General features: G+C 70.9%; 15 protein-coding genes. 7 read left to right on the top strand and 8 right to left on the bottom strand.

The genetic code is table 11. The features are described from left to right. The first annotated feature begins 70 nt into the window (after nt 1–70). The 3 genes from OG588_RS21975 (at nt 71) to OG588_RS21965 (ending at nt 2,060) form a co-directional block, all read left to right on the top strand. Nucleotides 71–361, top strand: a complete 291-nt coding sequence (locus OG588_RS21975; RefSeq protein WP_405948789.1) for a YciI family protein — start codon at nt 71–73, stop codon at nt 359–361. Between the two features lie 201 nt (nt 362–562). Then, entirely contained in the window at nt 563–1,549 is a 987-nt protein-coding gene (locus tag OG588_RS21970; protein ID WP_405948788.1) for a zinc-dependent alcohol dehydrogenase family protein, read from the top strand. A gap of 94 nt (nt 1,550–1,643) precedes the next feature. Further along, nucleotides 1,644–2,060, top strand: coding sequence for a hypothetical protein (locus tag OG588_RS21965; RefSeq protein ID WP_405948787.1), 417 nt, complete (start codon nt 1,644–1,646; stop codon nt 2,058–2,060). 401 nt (nt 2,061–2,461) lie between these two features. Here OG588_RS21965 and OG588_RS21960 read toward each other — a convergent pair whose 3' ends face one another. The 3 genes from OG588_RS21960 to OG588_RS21950 are packed head-to-tail and all read right to left on the bottom strand — an operon-like array spanning nt 2,462 to nt 5,244. Then, nucleotides 2,462–3,445: a DUF4037 domain-containing protein gene (locus OG588_RS21960; RefSeq protein WP_405948786.1), complete on the bottom strand. Its 984-nt coding sequence runs from the start codon at nt 3,443–3,445 to the stop codon at nt 2,462–2,464. Nucleotides 3,446–3,502: 57 nt separating this feature from the next. Beyond that, the gene (locus OG588_RS21955; protein WP_405948785.1) at nt 3,503–3,988 is read right to left on the bottom strand and encodes a GNAT family N-acetyltransferase; all 486 of its coding nucleotides are present in this window, start codon (nt 3,986–3,988) and stop codon (nt 3,503–3,505) included. After that, nucleotides 3,985–5,244, bottom strand: a complete 1,260-nt coding sequence (locus tag OG588_RS21950; RefSeq protein WP_405948784.1) for an MFS transporter — start codon at nt 5,242–5,244, stop codon at nt 3,985–3,987. The genes OG588_RS21955 and OG588_RS21950 overlap by 4 nt, the downstream gene beginning before the upstream one ends. A gap of 231 nt (nt 5,245–5,475) precedes the next feature. Between OG588_RS21950 and OG588_RS21945 the strand changes: the two genes are divergently transcribed. Then, complete coding sequence (locus tag OG588_RS21945; RefSeq protein ID WP_405948783.1) at nt 5,476–6,402, top strand: LysR family transcriptional regulator; 927 nt, start codon at nt 5,476–5,478, stop codon at nt 6,400–6,402. Nucleotides 6,403–6,412: 10 nt separating this feature from the next. Here OG588_RS21945 and OG588_RS21940 read toward each other — a convergent pair whose 3' ends face one another. Further along, entirely contained in the window at nt 6,413–7,327 is a 915-nt protein-coding gene (locus OG588_RS21940; protein WP_405948782.1) for an aminoglycoside phosphotransferase family protein, read from the bottom strand. Between OG588_RS21940 and OG588_RS21935 the strand changes: the two genes are divergently transcribed. After that, nucleotides 7,326–7,979 carry a rhomboid-like protein gene (locus OG588_RS21935; protein WP_405948781.1) on the top strand — a complete coding sequence of 218 codons (654 nt, stop codon included), beginning with the start codon at nt 7,326–7,328 and terminating at the stop codon, nt 7,977–7,979. The two genes, OG588_RS21940 and OG588_RS21935, sit on opposite strands and share 2 nt — an antisense overlap. A 9-nt stretch (nt 7,980–7,988) precedes the next feature. Then, nucleotides 7,989–9,395, top strand: a complete 1,407-nt coding sequence (locus OG588_RS21930) for an NAD(P)/FAD-dependent oxidoreductase (protein ID WP_405948780.1) — start codon at nt 7,989–7,991, stop codon at nt 9,393–9,395. Between the two features lie 265 nt (nt 9,396–9,660). Here OG588_RS21930 and OG588_RS21925 read toward each other — a convergent pair whose 3' ends face one another. Continuing rightward, nucleotides 9,661–11,169 (bottom strand): MFS transporter, encoded by a 1,509-nt coding sequence (locus OG588_RS21925; protein WP_405948779.1) that lies wholly within the window; start codon nt 11,167–11,169, stop codon nt 9,661–9,663. Between the two features lie 68 nt (nt 11,170–11,237). Continuing rightward, nucleotides 11,238–12,209 carry a zinc-binding dehydrogenase gene (locus OG588_RS21920; RefSeq protein WP_405948778.1) on the bottom strand — a complete coding sequence of 324 codons (972 nt, stop codon included), beginning with the start codon at nt 12,207–12,209 and terminating at the stop codon, nt 11,238–11,240. A 123-nt stretch (nt 12,210–12,332) separates the two neighbouring features. Between OG588_RS21920 and OG588_RS21915 the strand changes: the two genes are divergently transcribed. After that, entirely contained in the window at nt 12,333–13,016 is a 684-nt protein-coding gene (locus OG588_RS21915; RefSeq protein ID WP_405953183.1) for a pentapeptide repeat-containing protein, read from the top strand. A 318-nt stretch (nt 13,017–13,334) separates the two neighbouring features. On the opposite strand, the gene OG588_RS21910 is transcribed toward OG588_RS21915, so the two are convergent. Together OG588_RS21910 and OG588_RS21905 are read right to left on the bottom strand one after the other, a co-directional pair. Further along, nucleotides 13,335–13,835: a hypothetical protein gene (locus tag OG588_RS21910; protein WP_366093533.1), complete on the bottom strand. Its 501-nt coding sequence runs from the start codon at nt 13,833–13,835 to the stop codon at nt 13,335–13,337. A gap of 55 nt (nt 13,836–13,890) precedes the next feature. Then, nucleotides 13,891–14,304 carry a hypothetical protein gene (locus tag OG588_RS21905; RefSeq protein WP_405948777.1) on the bottom strand — a complete coding sequence of 138 codons (414 nt, stop codon included), beginning with the start codon at nt 14,302–14,304 and terminating at the stop codon, nt 13,891–13,893. Between the last annotated feature and the right edge of the window lie 54 nt (nt 14,305–14,358).

Here is a 14,358-nt window from a genome sequence, read left to right as displayed (position 1 = left end):
TCCCCTGACCGTCCCGTCACCTCCCCTGACCCTCCCGTCCCGTCTCGTCCGAAGATCGGAAGTGCCCGCCATGTTCATCGTGATCCTGAACTACACCGCGCCGCTCGAAGAGATCGACCGTCACCTGGAGGCCCACAACGCCTGGCTGGAGGAGAACTACGCGGCCGGCCACTTCCTAGCCTCGGGCCGCCAGGACCCCAGGACGGGCGGCGTCGTCCTGGCCCGGGCCGCCGACCGCGAGGCACTGGGCCGCATCCTGACCCTGGACCCGTTCGGCATCGCCGAGGTGGCCACGCACACGGTCATCGACTGGCGCCCCTCACGCGCGAGCACCGAGGCCCAGTGGCTCCTCCAGCCGTGATCCCCGCGGCGACGATGCCCCCGGGATCCGCAGCGCCCGGCACCCCGCGCGCCCACCGCCGGATGCCGCACGCGGGGCACAACAAGCCCCCACCCACCCGCACCCCGCACCCCGCACCCAACCGAAGCCACGCACCCTCACCTCCACCGCCCCGTATGACGGCGGCCACCACCCGCCCCCACCCACCGAAAGACAGTGACCATGCGCGCAGCCGTGCTCAGACAATTCGCCACCCCGCTGGAACTGGCCGACATCGCCGAGCCGGTGCCCGGCGCCGGCCAGGTCCTGGTCAGGATCGCCGCCAGCGGTGTGAACCCCCTGGACACCAAGATCCGCGCCGGTCAGGCCGCCCACGCCCGCGCTGTCCTGCCCGCGGTGCTGGGCCTGGACCTGGCCGGCACGGTCGAGGAGGTCGGGCCGCAGGTGACCGGCTTCGCCGTCGGCGACGAGGTGTACGGGCTGAGCGGCGGCGTCGGTGACCTGCAGGGATCGCTGGCGCAGTACGCCGCCGCCGACGCCCGCCTGCTCGCCCACAAGCCCGCCGCTCTGAGCATGCGCGAGGCCGCCGCGCTGCCGCTGTCGGTCGTCACCGCGTGGGAGGGCCTGGTGGACCGGGCCCGGGTCGGCGCCGGGCACAAGGTCCTGGTGCACGGCGGCGCGGGCGGCATCGGCCACGTCGCGGTACAGATCGCCCGTGCCCGCGGCGCCGAGGTCTTCGCCACCGCCTCGGCCGCCGACGCCGGGACCGTCCGCGGGCTCGGCGCCACCGCGATCGACTACGCCGGCACCGAGGTGGAGGAGTACGTCGCCGCCCACACCGGTGGCGAAGGCTTCGACATCGTCTTCGACACCGTCGGTGGCGCTGTCCTCGACAACTCCTTCGCCGCGGTGCGCACTTACACCGGCCACGTCCTGAGCGCCCTGGGCTGGGGCAGTCACAGCCTGGCCCCGCTCTCCTTCCGCGGCGCCACCTACTCCGGGGTCTTCACCCTGCTGCCCATGCTCACCGGCAAGGGCCGCGAGCACCACGGCGAGATCCTGCGCGAAGCCGCCGCCCTGGCCGACGCGGGCCTGCTCAAGCCACTGCTGGACCCCCGCCGCTACACCCTGGACACGGTCACCCAGGCCCACACGGCCGTCGAGGACGGCTCGGCCGACGCCAAGATCGTCGTCGACATCGAGGCCTGACCGGACGGCAAGGAGCCTGCGGGTGGGCAAGGGGGTCGGTGCCCCGCGCGTCGTGATCTGCCGCGAACATATGGACCCCAGGAGGAGGTGAGCGATGGCGTACTACAAGGACCTCAGCCCGTACGACTACTCCGACGACGTGGACGAGACGGGTGAGGGCGCGGACTCCGGCGCGTCCCTGCTGAACGTCGGGTGGCTCGCCGAGGGGCAGGAGGTCCCGCGCGGCGACGTTCCCGAGGGATTCGTGGAAGCCCTCCTGGAGCTGGCCAAGGACACGGTGAACGTCTACCGGGGCATGCATTTCTGCGCCTTCTGCCCGACCTTTCAGGAAGCGCGGCAGAACGTCAGGTTCCGCGATGTGTTCATCGGCAGCGGAGAGGTCCATGTGCGGGGCGGCGAAGGCCGTGTCTACGCCGCCCCGGCGCTGGTCGTGCATTACGTGGCGGACCACGGGTACCGGCCGCCGCAGGAATTCGTGGACGCGGTACTGGCGACCGGGGCGGGAAAATGACGGGCATACGCGCGGAACGCCGTTCCGCCGGCACCCAGACCGTGCTGGACGTGCTGCTGCGCTGGACATGGATCCGGCAGGGATACGCGGGGCGGCCGAAGCGCGACCCTCCAGGCACCGTTCCGGCTGAAGCCGGCGGCCGGGAAGGTCCGGCTCGCGCCGAAGTTCGAGCGGTACGAACTCGTCACCGGCGCCGGGACGTACGACCTCGCGGTCCCGAAGCAGGACGCGGAACTGCTGCGCCAAACGCGTTCGGCGGCGGGCCGGGGCCTCGGTGAGCGACGGAGCGTGAGCGAGCCGCCCGGCGACCATCGGAATGGCTGCTCCTGCCGCGTGAAACCGCGCCCTGCTCCGCCACCCGCCCGATCTTGGCCAGGCGGACCGGCGCGGACCGGGCCGAGTCAGCCTTCGTACGTGGACCCGGCGCCGATCTCGTCGGGCAGTTCCCTCAGCGCTCGGTCCGTGATGCGGGCGGTGAGGGCTCCGGCGAAGCGTTCGGCGTGCAGGACGCGGAAGGGTCTGGAGTGGTACGGGCGGGTGGCCGGGTCGACGCGGTCGGTCAGGTCCAGTTGGTTGTGGATGCCCGCCACCGCTTCGTAGGCGTAGGCGAGGTGCTTCTCCCTCGTGTGCCAGTCCGTGGCGGAGAGGGCCGCGGTGAGGACCGGGATCAGACGGTGGCCGGCCGTCGTGCGCGAGAAGGCGGTGCCCAGCCATTTGTTGTACGGGGGGTAGCGGCGGTCCATGAGGAGGCACAGGCGCATCAGGTGCCGGGTGAGGTGGGCGGCGACCATCGCCGAGCCGAGTTCGTCGCCCACCTCGCCGCAGCGGCCCACGAAGGCCTCCTCCTGGGAGATGCGGTTCCAGTGGCGGGCCAGGACGTGGAGCCAGACGTCACGGGGGTACCAGCGGAGGTTGTGGCGCAGGGGGCCCAGTTCGTGCAGGCCGTCGTGGAAGACCGCGCCCCCTGTGACCTCCGCGAGGAGTTGCGTGGGGGTGCTCAGCCAGTCGGCGGCGGTGATGTCGTGCGTGGGGTCGAAGCCGAGGGTCGCCGTGAACCAGGCCGTGGTGTGGGTGACTTCGACGCAGTCGTGGGTCGGGTGGCCGTGGAAGGCCTTCGGGAGGTGCTCGGCGAGGTGGTGTCTGATGCGGCCCGCGTGCCGGGGGACGTCACGGGGGCGGAGGAAGAGCTGGAGCCGCGGGCCCCAGTCGTGGTCGGTCGAGCGCGGGGTGTCGTAGCCGAGGACCTCGGAGCCGCTGCCGATGCGGGCGGCGGAGTGCGGGAGGTCGGGGGCGGCGTCCTCGAGGAGCGGGCGGACGGTCTCTGTGTAGAAACGGCGGGAGAGTTCGAGGCCCGGTAAAAAAGTTGGCATATTCGTGAAGCTCATGCCCGGACCCTGCCCAGTCTCCACATGATCGTGCGCGCCAATTTTCGCCGTCGGCCCTCAACTCCCGTGCGGTGCCCCCAACTTCCGCAACGCCCCGTCCGTCAGTCGATACACCGTGGACTCGTCCTGGGGCCGGGCGCCCAGCGCCTCGTAGAAGTCGATCGAGGGGCGGTTCCAGTTGAGGACGGACCACTCCAGGCGCTCGTAGCCGCGTTCGACGCAGATGCGGGCCAGTTCGGTGAGGAGGGCCTTGCCGTGGCCGGTGCCGCGGGCGGTCGGGCGGACGTACAGGTCCTCCAGGTAGATGCCGTGGACGCCGCGCCAGGTGGAGAAGTTGAGGAACCACAGGGCGAAGCCGACCGGTTCGCCGGTGGTGTCGTCGGTCGCGATGTGGGCGTGGGCGGCGGGGTGTTCGCCGAAGAGGGCCGAGTGGAGCTGCTCCGGGCTCGCCTTCGCCTCCTGCGGTTCCTTCGAGTGGGCGGCGAGTTCGCGGATCAGGGCGTGGATGACGGGGATGTCGGTGGGGGTCGCGGTGCGGATCATGCCGAGAGGGTAGACGGGCTCGCGTCCTTGCCGGGCTCGGTACGGGGAGTGTGCTCGCGGCGGGGGAGGAGGAGCGGGCTCGCCAGGAGCAGGACCCCCGCGATCGCGATCGCCGTGCGCGGGGTGGCCGCGGCTGCCAGCACCCCCCATGCCGCCGTCATCGTCGCGATCGCCGCACTCGTGCTGACCGACCAGGCGGTCAGGGTGCGGGCGACCCGGTCGGGGGCGGTGTGTTCGAGTCGGCTGGTGGCCAGCAGGGGGTTGAAGACGCCGATGCAGGTCACCAGGCCGAGTTGGACGCCGATGACGAGGAGCATCCCGGGGACTCCGGGCCGGACGAACGCGAGCCCGACCGGCCAGCACGCGCGCAGCACCCCGGAGACCCGCAGCACCCTGTGCTGCCCGAACCGGGCCGCGAGCGGGCGCGCGAGGCGCGAGCCGACGAAGCCCCCGGCGCCGGAGGAGGCCGCGAGCGCGAGGGCGTACTGCCAGGGCGAGAATCCGAGGCGACCCAGCATGAGTACGGCGAGCAGCGGCTCGGCGGCCATGATCAGGCCGTTGACCACCATCGCGTTGAGGAGCAGCGGGCGCAGGGTGGGGTGGGCGAGGAGGTAGCGCCAGCCGTCGAGCAGATCGCCCGCGCGCAGCCGCGGCGCACCGCTCCGCTGCGGGCGCGGTTCCGTCCCGCCGATGGCCCGGATGCCGAGGGCCGAGAGCAGATAACTGGCGGCATCGGCCACCACCGTCGTCACCGGGCCGAACAGGCCGATCGCGGCTCCGCCGAGCGGCGGTCCGAGCATGGTCGAGGTCCAAGTCGTCGACTCGAAGCGGGAGTTGGCGACGAGCAGGTCCTCCGGCGGCACGAGCGCCTTCAGATACGAGCCGCTGGCCGCGTTGAAGGCGATGTTCGCCGCGGCGACGACGACGGAGACCACGAGGAGCTGGGCGAAGGTGAGCAGCCCGAACGCGAACGCGACGGGGACCGTCAGCAGCGCCGCGAACCGGGTCAGGTCCATCGCGATCATCACGGGCCGCTTGCGGCGGAACTCCACCCACGGCCCCAGCGGTACGGCGACCAGGGCCCCCACCGCCCGCCCCGAGGCGGCCAGCACCGCCACCTGGGTCGGCCCGGAGTGCAGCACGAGGATCGCCATGAAGGGGAACGCGCCGAACCCGAGCCCGGTGCCGTACGAGCTGACCGCGAACGACGCCCACAGCCACCCGAATCGGCGCCCGAGCGCCCGCCTCCCTGCCATCCCTGCCCCACCCTCTCCCGAAAAGTGTGACACTTTCGGCGAAACTGACACACTTTTCCAGGACACCTACCCGCCGACCACGGCCACGACCACGGCCACGACTTCGGCCACCGGCATCAAAGCGAGTGCCGGACGCCGAGATCAAACAACCGACTCGCCGCGAATCCACAACCGCTGGTTGTATCCGCTGATGAACGGCGATTGTCAGTGGCCGCCAGTATCTTCGCCGACGTGGATCTCGACGCTGTGCGCACCTTCGTGGCCATCGCGGACGCGGGCCGCTTCCAGGACGCGGCCATGGAGTTGTCGATCACCCAGCAGGCGGTCTCCAAGCGGATCGCCGCGCTGGAGCGGACCGTCGGCGTACGGCTCTTCGCGCGGACCCCGCGCGGGGCCGAACTGACCGTCGACGGGCGGGCGTTCCTGCCGCCCGCCCGCGATCTGCTGCGCGCCGAGGCGCGGGCGTTCGCCTCCGTCCGGCCCGGCCATCGCGCCCTGCGCGTCGACGTGATCGGCCGCGGGCTCGCCCCGGCCGCGCTCCTACGGGACTTCCATCGCGCCCGCCCCGAGTTCGAACTCGACGTCGTGACCCTCTTCGACGCCGACGCGGCAGTGGAAGCCATCCGCTCCGGCACGGTCGACGCGTCCTTCCGCGCCGTCACGATGACCGGACGCCGGCTCCCCGACGACATCGAGGTCAGCCGGGCCTTCGACGAACCCGTCCAGCTCCTCACCGGCCCGGCCCACGAACTCGCCGTCGCCCGCACCCTCACCCCGGCCGACCTCGTCGGGCACCGGATCTGGATGCCCGGCCTCGTCCCCGGCACCGAGTGGGCGGCCTACTACGACGCGCTCGCCGCGGCCTTCGGACTCACCATCGAGAGCAACGGGCCCGATTTCGGGGTGGAGCCGCTGCTGGACACCATCGCCGGGTCCCGTTCGCTGGCGACCCTCGTCGGGGAGCAGACCCGGCTGGTCTGGCCCGCCGGTCACGACCTGCGCCGTATCGCCGTACGGAATCCGACCCCGGTGTATCCGCACTCCCTGGTCCGGCACCGGGACAACCGGCATCCCGCGTTGGCCGCCCTCCGCGATCACCTTCACACCACGCGGCCCGCCGCCTCCGACACGGAGACCTGGACACCGGCGTGGGCGTGACGCCCACGCCTCAGCCGCGCAGCCGCCGGCCGATCTCCAGGTGATCCGGCGCCGCCGGACGCCCGTCCTCCACCGCCCACAGCACGTTCTGCAGCACCCGGCCCAGCGTCCAGGCGCGTGCCCGGTCCCGGTCCAGGCCGAGCACCTCCGTCATGGCGTCGAACCGCCACCCGACCTCGTCCGCGTCGAAGCGGTTCCACAGGGCCGGGAGGAGGTCGAAGCCGGGGTCGCCCGCGAGCGGCTTGGGGTCGATGGCGAGCCAGGGGGCGCGGTCCGCGGCCAGCACGTTCTCGAAGTGCAGGTCCCAGTGGAGCAGCCGGTCGCCCGGTTCGTCGACGACCTCGCGCACCGCCGCCGCGCAGTCCGCGAGCAGCCGCCGCTCGGCCGGGTCGGATACGCGGTCCAGCACCGCCGAGGTCCGGTCCAGCAACTGTGCCGCGATGTCACCGAGCCGCCGCAGCCCCGCCGGTGCCTCGACGGCTGTCAGGCGGGCCAGCAGCCGGGCGATGACCAGCGTGGCCTCGCGGGAGTCCGGCAGATCCGCCAACACCCGGCCCGAGTCCAGCCGTTCGAGCAGCAGCGTGCCCGTGTCGGCGTCGGCCTCCAGCAGCCGTACGGCCCCCTCGCCGTCCCAGACCCGCAGTGCGACCGGCTCCCCGGCCGTCTCCTCGTCCACGTCCTGGAGCTTGAGCGCGGCCGGTGTCCCGTCCGCCCGCAGCACGGGCAGGACCAGCGCGCACCGGCCGTTCATCGACGGTCCGTCGAGGCGCAGCTCCCACTGGTCGAGGAACCGCGCGGCCCGCTCCCGGAGAGCGGTGGCGAAGGCCTCTCCCGCCCTCCCGCCGAAACTCTCGTAACTGGCGACCAGCGCGGCCGGAATGTCGATCACGGCTCCGACGATACTTGCGTGCGTGAATCGGCTCATGCGAATTACCCGGGGCCTCCACAGGGTGTGGGCGTACGTCCGCAGCGCCCCCGGCACGTACGTCTGGCTGGGGATCCTGTTCGTCACCACGGTCGCCGTGCACCACATGTCGCCGGAGTTCGAGCAGGAGTTCCTGCGGCAGCGGTCCACCAACATCCACGAGTTGTCGAACAATCCGGTGCGGGTGCTGTTCGCGAGCGCGATGTGGATAGACGGCGGGCGCTGGCTGCCGTATGCGGTGCTCTACACGGTGTTCCACGCGCAGGCGGAGCGGTGGCTCGGGACGGCGCGGTGGCTGATGGTGTGCGTGGCCGCGCATGTGCTGGCCACGCTGATCAGCGAGGGCGCGCTGCTGGAGGCGATCAGGAGGGGCGTGGCGCCGCAGTCCGCGGTCAACACCCTTGATATCGGCGTGAGTTACGCACTGGCGGGGGTGGTCGGGGTGCTGGTGTACCGGATCGCGGTGCCGTGGAGGTATCCGTATCTGGTGGTCGTACTGGCCGTGTACGGGGTGCCGTTGGCCACCGGCCGGACCTTCACCGATCTTGGGCATTTCACGTCCGTGGTGATCGGGCTGGCGTGTTATCCGCTGGTCAGGGGCTGTGGAAAAGCATGGAATCCGAAGGAGACAGTCGCCGCGCTCAGGGGTTAGCGTCCGGGCATGAGCAGCTCGGTGAGTGGTGTCGTGAACGGTGGCGTCTCCTTCTGGTACGCGGATGACGGCTTTCCGGCGCGACGGGAGCCGCTCGGGGGTGACGCCTCCGCCGATGTCGTGATCGTCGGCGGCGGGTACACCGGGCTGTGGACCGCGTACTACCTGAAGAAGGCGGCGCCCTTCCTCCGGGTCACCGTCCTGGAGCAGAAGTTCTGCGGGTACGGCGCCTCGGGGCGGAACGGTGGGTGGCTGTACAACGGCATCGCCGGTCGCGATCGGTACGCGAAACTCCATGGCCGGGATGGAGCCGTGCGGTTGCAGAAGGCCATGAACGACACCGTCGCCGAGGTCGTCGCGGTGGCGGAGGCGGAAGGGATCGAGGCCGACATCCATCGGGGCGGGGTGCTCGAAGTCGCTTGTACGCCCGCTCAGTTGGCGCGGCTGAAGGCCTTCCACGAGCACGAGCTGTCGTACGGCGAGACGGATCGCGAGTTGTACGGCGCGCGGGAGACCGGTGAGCGGATCCGGGTCGTGGACGCCGTCGGGTCCACGTGGACGCCGCACGGGGCGCGGCTGCATCCGGTGAAGCTGGTGAAGGGGCTTGCGGCGGTGGTGGAGGGGTTGGGCGTCACCATTCATGAGTCGACGCCGGTGACCGAGATTCGGCCCAAGCACGCGGTGACGCCGTACGGCACTGTTCGCGCGCCCTATGTTCTGCGGTGTACGGAGGGGTTCACCGCGAGTCTCAAGGGGCAGCGGCGGACCTGGTTGCCGATGAACTCCTCGATGATCGCCACCGAGCCGCTCAGTGCGGCGCAGTGGGAGTCGGTGGGGTGGGGCGGTCTGGAGACGCTGGGTGACATGGCGCACGCGTACATGTACGCGCAGCGCACCGCCGATGGGCGGATCGCGTTGGGTGGGCGTGGGGTGCCGTATCGCTTCGGGTCGCGGACCGACAACGACGGGCGGACGCAGGCGGCGACGGTCGAGGCGTTGCGGGAGATTCTCGTGCGGTTCTTTCCGTCGCTTGCGGGGGTGCGGGTCGCGCATGCGTGGTCGGGGGTTCTGGGGGTGCCGCGGGACTGGTGCGCGACGGTGACGTTGGATCGGTCTACGGGACTGGGGTGGGCGGGGGGTTACGTCGGCTCTGGGGTGGCTACGACGAATCTCGCTGCACGGACGTTGCGGGATCTGGTCCAGCTGGACTCGGGGCAGGCGGGGGCGACTGATCTGACCGCGCTGCCGTGGGTCGGGCACAAGGTGCGGAAGTGGGAGCCGGAGCCGTTCCGTTGGCTGGGGGTGCAGGGGATGTACGCGACGTATCGGGCGGCGGATCGGCGGGAACTGGGCGGGTACAGCGCGGAGTCGAGTCGGTTGGCGCGGCTTGCTGATCGGGTGGCTGGGCGGCACTGAGAGTCGTCGGGTGCGGGTTGAGTGTGGCTGGTCGCGCAGTTCCCCGCGCCCCTGGGGGGGGGTTGGGGTGCGGCTCTGTGTCTGGGTGCCGGTGCGTTGTGGTTTGCCGGGCCGTCGTAGGGGGTCGGCGCCGCGCCGGGGGGTGTCCGTCCTCGGATTGGCGCGGGGACCGGCGTTCACCGACTCACCCGTGTTGACGCGCCAACCGCTGCGGGCGGCCCCCCCGACACGTCGCCTTGCCGCCGTGCGCGGGTGGCCGGGGTGCTCACGCCACTGACTTGGGCTCGGGTACCGGTGACTGCGCCGTCGCCCCGTGTTTGGGGGCTCGTGCCGTCACCATGAGGCCCGCTACGAGTCCCGCCGTGAGCATGACGGCTACGGCCCACCAGACGGCGACCGTGTAGCCGTGGACGATGCCCTTGCTGGTGATCAGGGCCTTCTGGGCCGGGTTGGTGAGGTGGGCGGCGATGTAGGCCGTGCTGCTGGTGGTGGCGATCGTGTTGAGGAGGGCCGTACCGATCGAACCGCCCACCTGCTGGGCGGTGTTGACGGTCGCGGAGGTCACGCCCGAGTCCTGCGGGGCGACTCCGGCCGTGGCGGTCGCGAAGACCGGCATGAAGATCAGGCCCATGCCGAGGCCCATCAGCAGGAGGCCGGGGAGTAGTTCGGTCGTGTAGTCCGAGTTGACCGTCAGGCGGGTGAAGAAGGACATGCCGGTTGCCGCGAGGATCGCGCCCGGCACCATCAGGGTGCGCGGCGGTACGTGGTGCATCAGGCGGGCCGAGATCTGGGTCGAGCCGATGATGATCGCGACCGTGAGGGGCAGGAAGGCCAGGCCGGTCTTCACGGGCGAGTAGTCGAGGATGACCTGGAGGTAGTAGGTCATGAACAGGAACATGCCGAACATGCCGATGGTGGCGAGGCCCATGGTGAGGAAGCAGCCGGCCCGGTTGCGGTCCTTGACGATGTGGAGGGGGAGGAGGGGGCTGGGGGCTCTGGTCTGCCACCAGACGAAGGACGCGAGGAGGACCGCCCCGGCCGCGAACAGGCCGAGGACCAGGGAGTCCGTCCAGCCGCGTGGCTCCGCTTCGCTGAAGCCGTAGACGATCGCGACGAGTCCGCCGCAGCCGAGCAGTACGCCGGGTACGTCGAGGCGGGCGCCGGAGTGGCCCGGGCGGTCGTGGAGGAGGGCGACGGCGCCGAAGACGGCGATGATCGCGATGGGGATGTTCACGTACAGGCACCAGCGCCAGTTCAGGTACTCGGTGAGCAGACCGCCCGCGATGAAGCCGATCGCCGAACCGCTGCCCGCGAGCGCGCCGTAGATCCCGAAGGCCTTTCCGCGTTCCTTCGGGTCGGTGAAGGTCGTGGTGAGGAGGGAGAGCGCGGAGGGGGCGAGGACGGCGGCGAAGACGCCCTGCAGGGCGCGGGCGCCGAAGAGCATGCCCGAGGTGGTGGCCGCGCCGCCGAGTGCGGAGGCACCGGCGAAGCCGATCAGGCCGATGATGAACGTCCGTTTGCGGCCCACGAGGTCGGCGATCCGGCCGCCCAGGAGGAGCAGTCCACCGAAGGCGAGCGTGTACGCGGTGATGACCCACTGCCGGTTGCCGTCGGACATGCCCAGGTCGCGCTGTGCGGAGGGGAGTGCGATGTTCACGATCGTCGCGTCGAGGACGACCATGAGCTGCGCGAGAGCGATGATCACCAGGCCCCACCAGCGCCGGGGATCGGGACCGGTAGCCGCGCTTGATTCACCTGATCGGGTGACGCTCATCTGGTCAGAAGACCATGAATCGGTAGGTATCGCATCCCCAGTCGTATTCGTGCGTACGTTCGGTGTGGTCATGGTTCCAGGACCACCTTTCCGGTTGTCTTCCGGTTCTCCAGCGCCCGGTGCGCGTCCGCCGCCGCGGCCAGCGGGAATCGTTGGACGGTCGGTGTGAGTCGTCCCTCCGCCGCCTCGGCGAGCGCGCGCAACTCCAGGGTTCGGATGGGGCTCGGGCCGCCGGCCTTCCGCATCATCGCGGGCCCCAGCACCTGTTCGGACACACCTGCGGTTTCGCGGGTGTACGGCTGCCCGCTCGACCATCCGAAGACGATGTGCCGGCCGTTCGGCCCGAGGAGGTCGACGGTCTGTCTTGCTAGGGCTCCGCCCACCCCGTCGAACACGACGGTCGCGTGCCGCCCACCCAGCCAGGCGCGTACTTTCCCCGGCCACTCCGGGTCCGTGTAGTCGACGGCGAGATCGGCGCCGTTCGCGCGGACGAGGGCGGCTTTGTCCGGGCCGCCCGCGAGGCCGACGACGGTGGCACCGGCGTGCGCGGCGTACTGCACGAGCAGGGTGCCGAGACCTCCGGCGGCGGCCGGTACGACGACCACGGAGTCGCCGTCCAGCTTGCTGAACTGCACGATCCCCATCGCCGTACGTCCCGTCCCGATCATCGCGACGGCCTGTGCGAAGTCCAGGTTCGCCGGGATCTCGTGCACCCGGTCCACATCGACCACGGTCGACTCGGCGTATCCGCCCGGCGCGAGCCCGAGATGCGCGACCACCCGTTTCCCGAGCCACAGCCCGGAGACCCCGTCACCGAGCGACTCGACGACACCGGCGACCTCGCGGCCGGGGATGGTGGGGAGGGCGGGGAGCGTGGGGAGCGGGCCCCGCTCTCCCCTCCGTAGCACGGTGTCCAGGAGGTGGACTCCGGCCGCGGCCACGGCGATCCGGATCTGGCCGGGGGCGGGGGAGGGGGCGTCGACGGGTTCGTGGGTGAGGTTCTCGGCGGGGCCGAAGGCGTGGAGTCGTATGGCCTGCATGGGGTCACTCTTCGACCTCAAGTGCGCTTGAGGTCAAGTGTCCGTCTGTCCGTCGTCCTCGATGTCAGTGGTGGGGTGCAGGATGGGGGCATGGCGAGGAGAGCGGCGGGTGGGACGGGTGGAATGAAGGGGACGGGTGGAGTGAAGGGGGCGGGTGGAGTGAAAGGGGCGCGGCGGCCGGAGGTGCGGTTGCCGGCTCTGGAGGCTTACGGGGGTGGGGAGTTGGAGCCGGACGGGGACTACGACGGGCTGCAGTTCCGGGACGAGGACTTCGTCGGGCAGGACGGCGGGGGTGCTCGTTTCATGGACTGCGCGTTGACGGACTGCGCGCTGGACGAGACGCGACTGCATCACGCGCGGGTGCTGGACTCGGTCCTCACCGGCATACGGGGTGTGGGTACGGATCTCGCGGAGTCGACCCTGCGTGACGTCGAGGTGATCGACGCGCGGATGGGTGGGGTGCAGTTGCATGGCGCGGTGCTGGAGCGGGTGGTGATTCGCGGGGGCAAGATCGACTACCTGAACCTGCGCAAGGCGAAGCTCCGGGATGTTGTTTTCGAGGGGTGCGTCCTCGTCGAGCCGGACTTCCTTGATGCCCGGCTGGAGCGCGTCGAGTTCGTGGACTGCGCGTTGAAGGGGGTGGACTTCACGGGGGTGACGTTCACGGACGTGGATCTGCGGGGGGTGGCGGAGCTGGAGATCGCGCGGGGGGTGGATCGGTTGTCGGGGGCGGTGATCAGCATGGGGCAACTGTTGGATCTGGCGCCGGTGTTGGCTGTGCAGATGGGGATTCGGGTGGAGGGGTGAGCGGGAGGTAGAGGGGAGGGGGGACTGAGGGGTGCGCTGTTTGGCTTCGAGGAGGCGCCTTTTCCAGCGCGGGCCGACACCATCCAGTCCGCCCGCTCTTTGGGCACGGGGCCGCGCCACCCGGCCGTCCGTCACTTTTCAGCGTAGGCCCGCACCATCGAGCCCGTCCGGCGCCTCTCCAACACAGGCCGCCTATATCCAGCCTGTCCGGCGTTTGAGGACGAGGCCTCTTCAGGGCCGATGGGGGTCTGGGGGCGCAGCCCCCAGGGACGGCGCCACCAGCTCAGGGCACCCGGGAAGTTCCTGCATCCGAGAGGCTCACGGCACTCTGGGGAACCTCGCCTGCAACGTCCAGATCGCCGGATTCTCGCCGAGCGCATCGTGCAGATCAACGAGGTCGGCGATCAGGTCGTGCAGGAAGTCCCGCGCCTCACGCCGGAGTTCGGAGTGGGAGAAGGTCAACGCCTCCTCGTCCCGCCGCATCCAGTCCGCCTCGACATCCACCCACCCGAACCGCCGCTCGAACAACATCCGGTCGGTGGACTCGGTGAAGTCCAGTTCGGCGCGTTGCGGCCGGGACGCCCGCGACCCCGCCGGGTCCTGATCGATCTGCTCCACGATGTCGCACAACGCCCACGCGAAGTCCAGCACCGGTACCCATCCCCAGGCTGTGGACACTTCCCGGTCCGCCTTGGTGTCGGCGAGGTACACGTCACCGCAGAACAGGTCGTGCCGCAGCGCGTGGACGTCCGCGCGCCGGTAGTCGGTCTGCGGGGGGTCGGGGAAGCGGTTGGAGAGGGCATAGCCGATGTCGAGCACGTAGGAGATGGTGTCACGGCCGGAGAGCGAGCTGACGGCAGCCGTAGCTGCCCTCTCACAGGGCCTCGTCCCGCCCGGCGGCGGCCGCTTCCAGCAGGGCCCAGCCGTCGACCTCCACCGCCCGGGTTTCTCCCGGCGCCGGCAGCCACCCGCGGGCCGCCGCCGCGTCGAGGAGGGCGCGGACGGCGCCGGGTTCGTGGAGGTTGAGGGTGGCGCCGTGGACGTGGCCCACGTCCCCGGAACCGAAGGGAGCCCCGCCCGGGACGAACCGCCCCGGCCCCGCGACGAAGACGATCCGCAGCACCCCGCCGGTGCCGGACGGCTGGGGATTCAGGGGGAGGGTGTGGACACACACCACGGAGCCGCCGCCCCGGCCGCTGCCGCTGTCGCGGTGACTGTGACGCAGCGACCACATGTACACGCGCCCATCGGCAACAAGTCGGCGAGGCTTCTTGGAAGAACGGGGCATGGACCCGAGCGTACGAGGACCGCCGTACTCCAGGTCGACGAGCCCCGAACTCAT

The sequence above is a fragment of the Streptomyces prunicolor genome, assembly GCF_045162825.1.
GTDB lineage: Bacteria > Actinomycetota > Actinomycetes > Streptomycetales > Streptomycetaceae > Streptomyces > Streptomyces prunicolor.
Note: the sequence above shows the minus strand (reverse complement) of the source record. Positions and strands in the feature narration are given on the sequence as shown.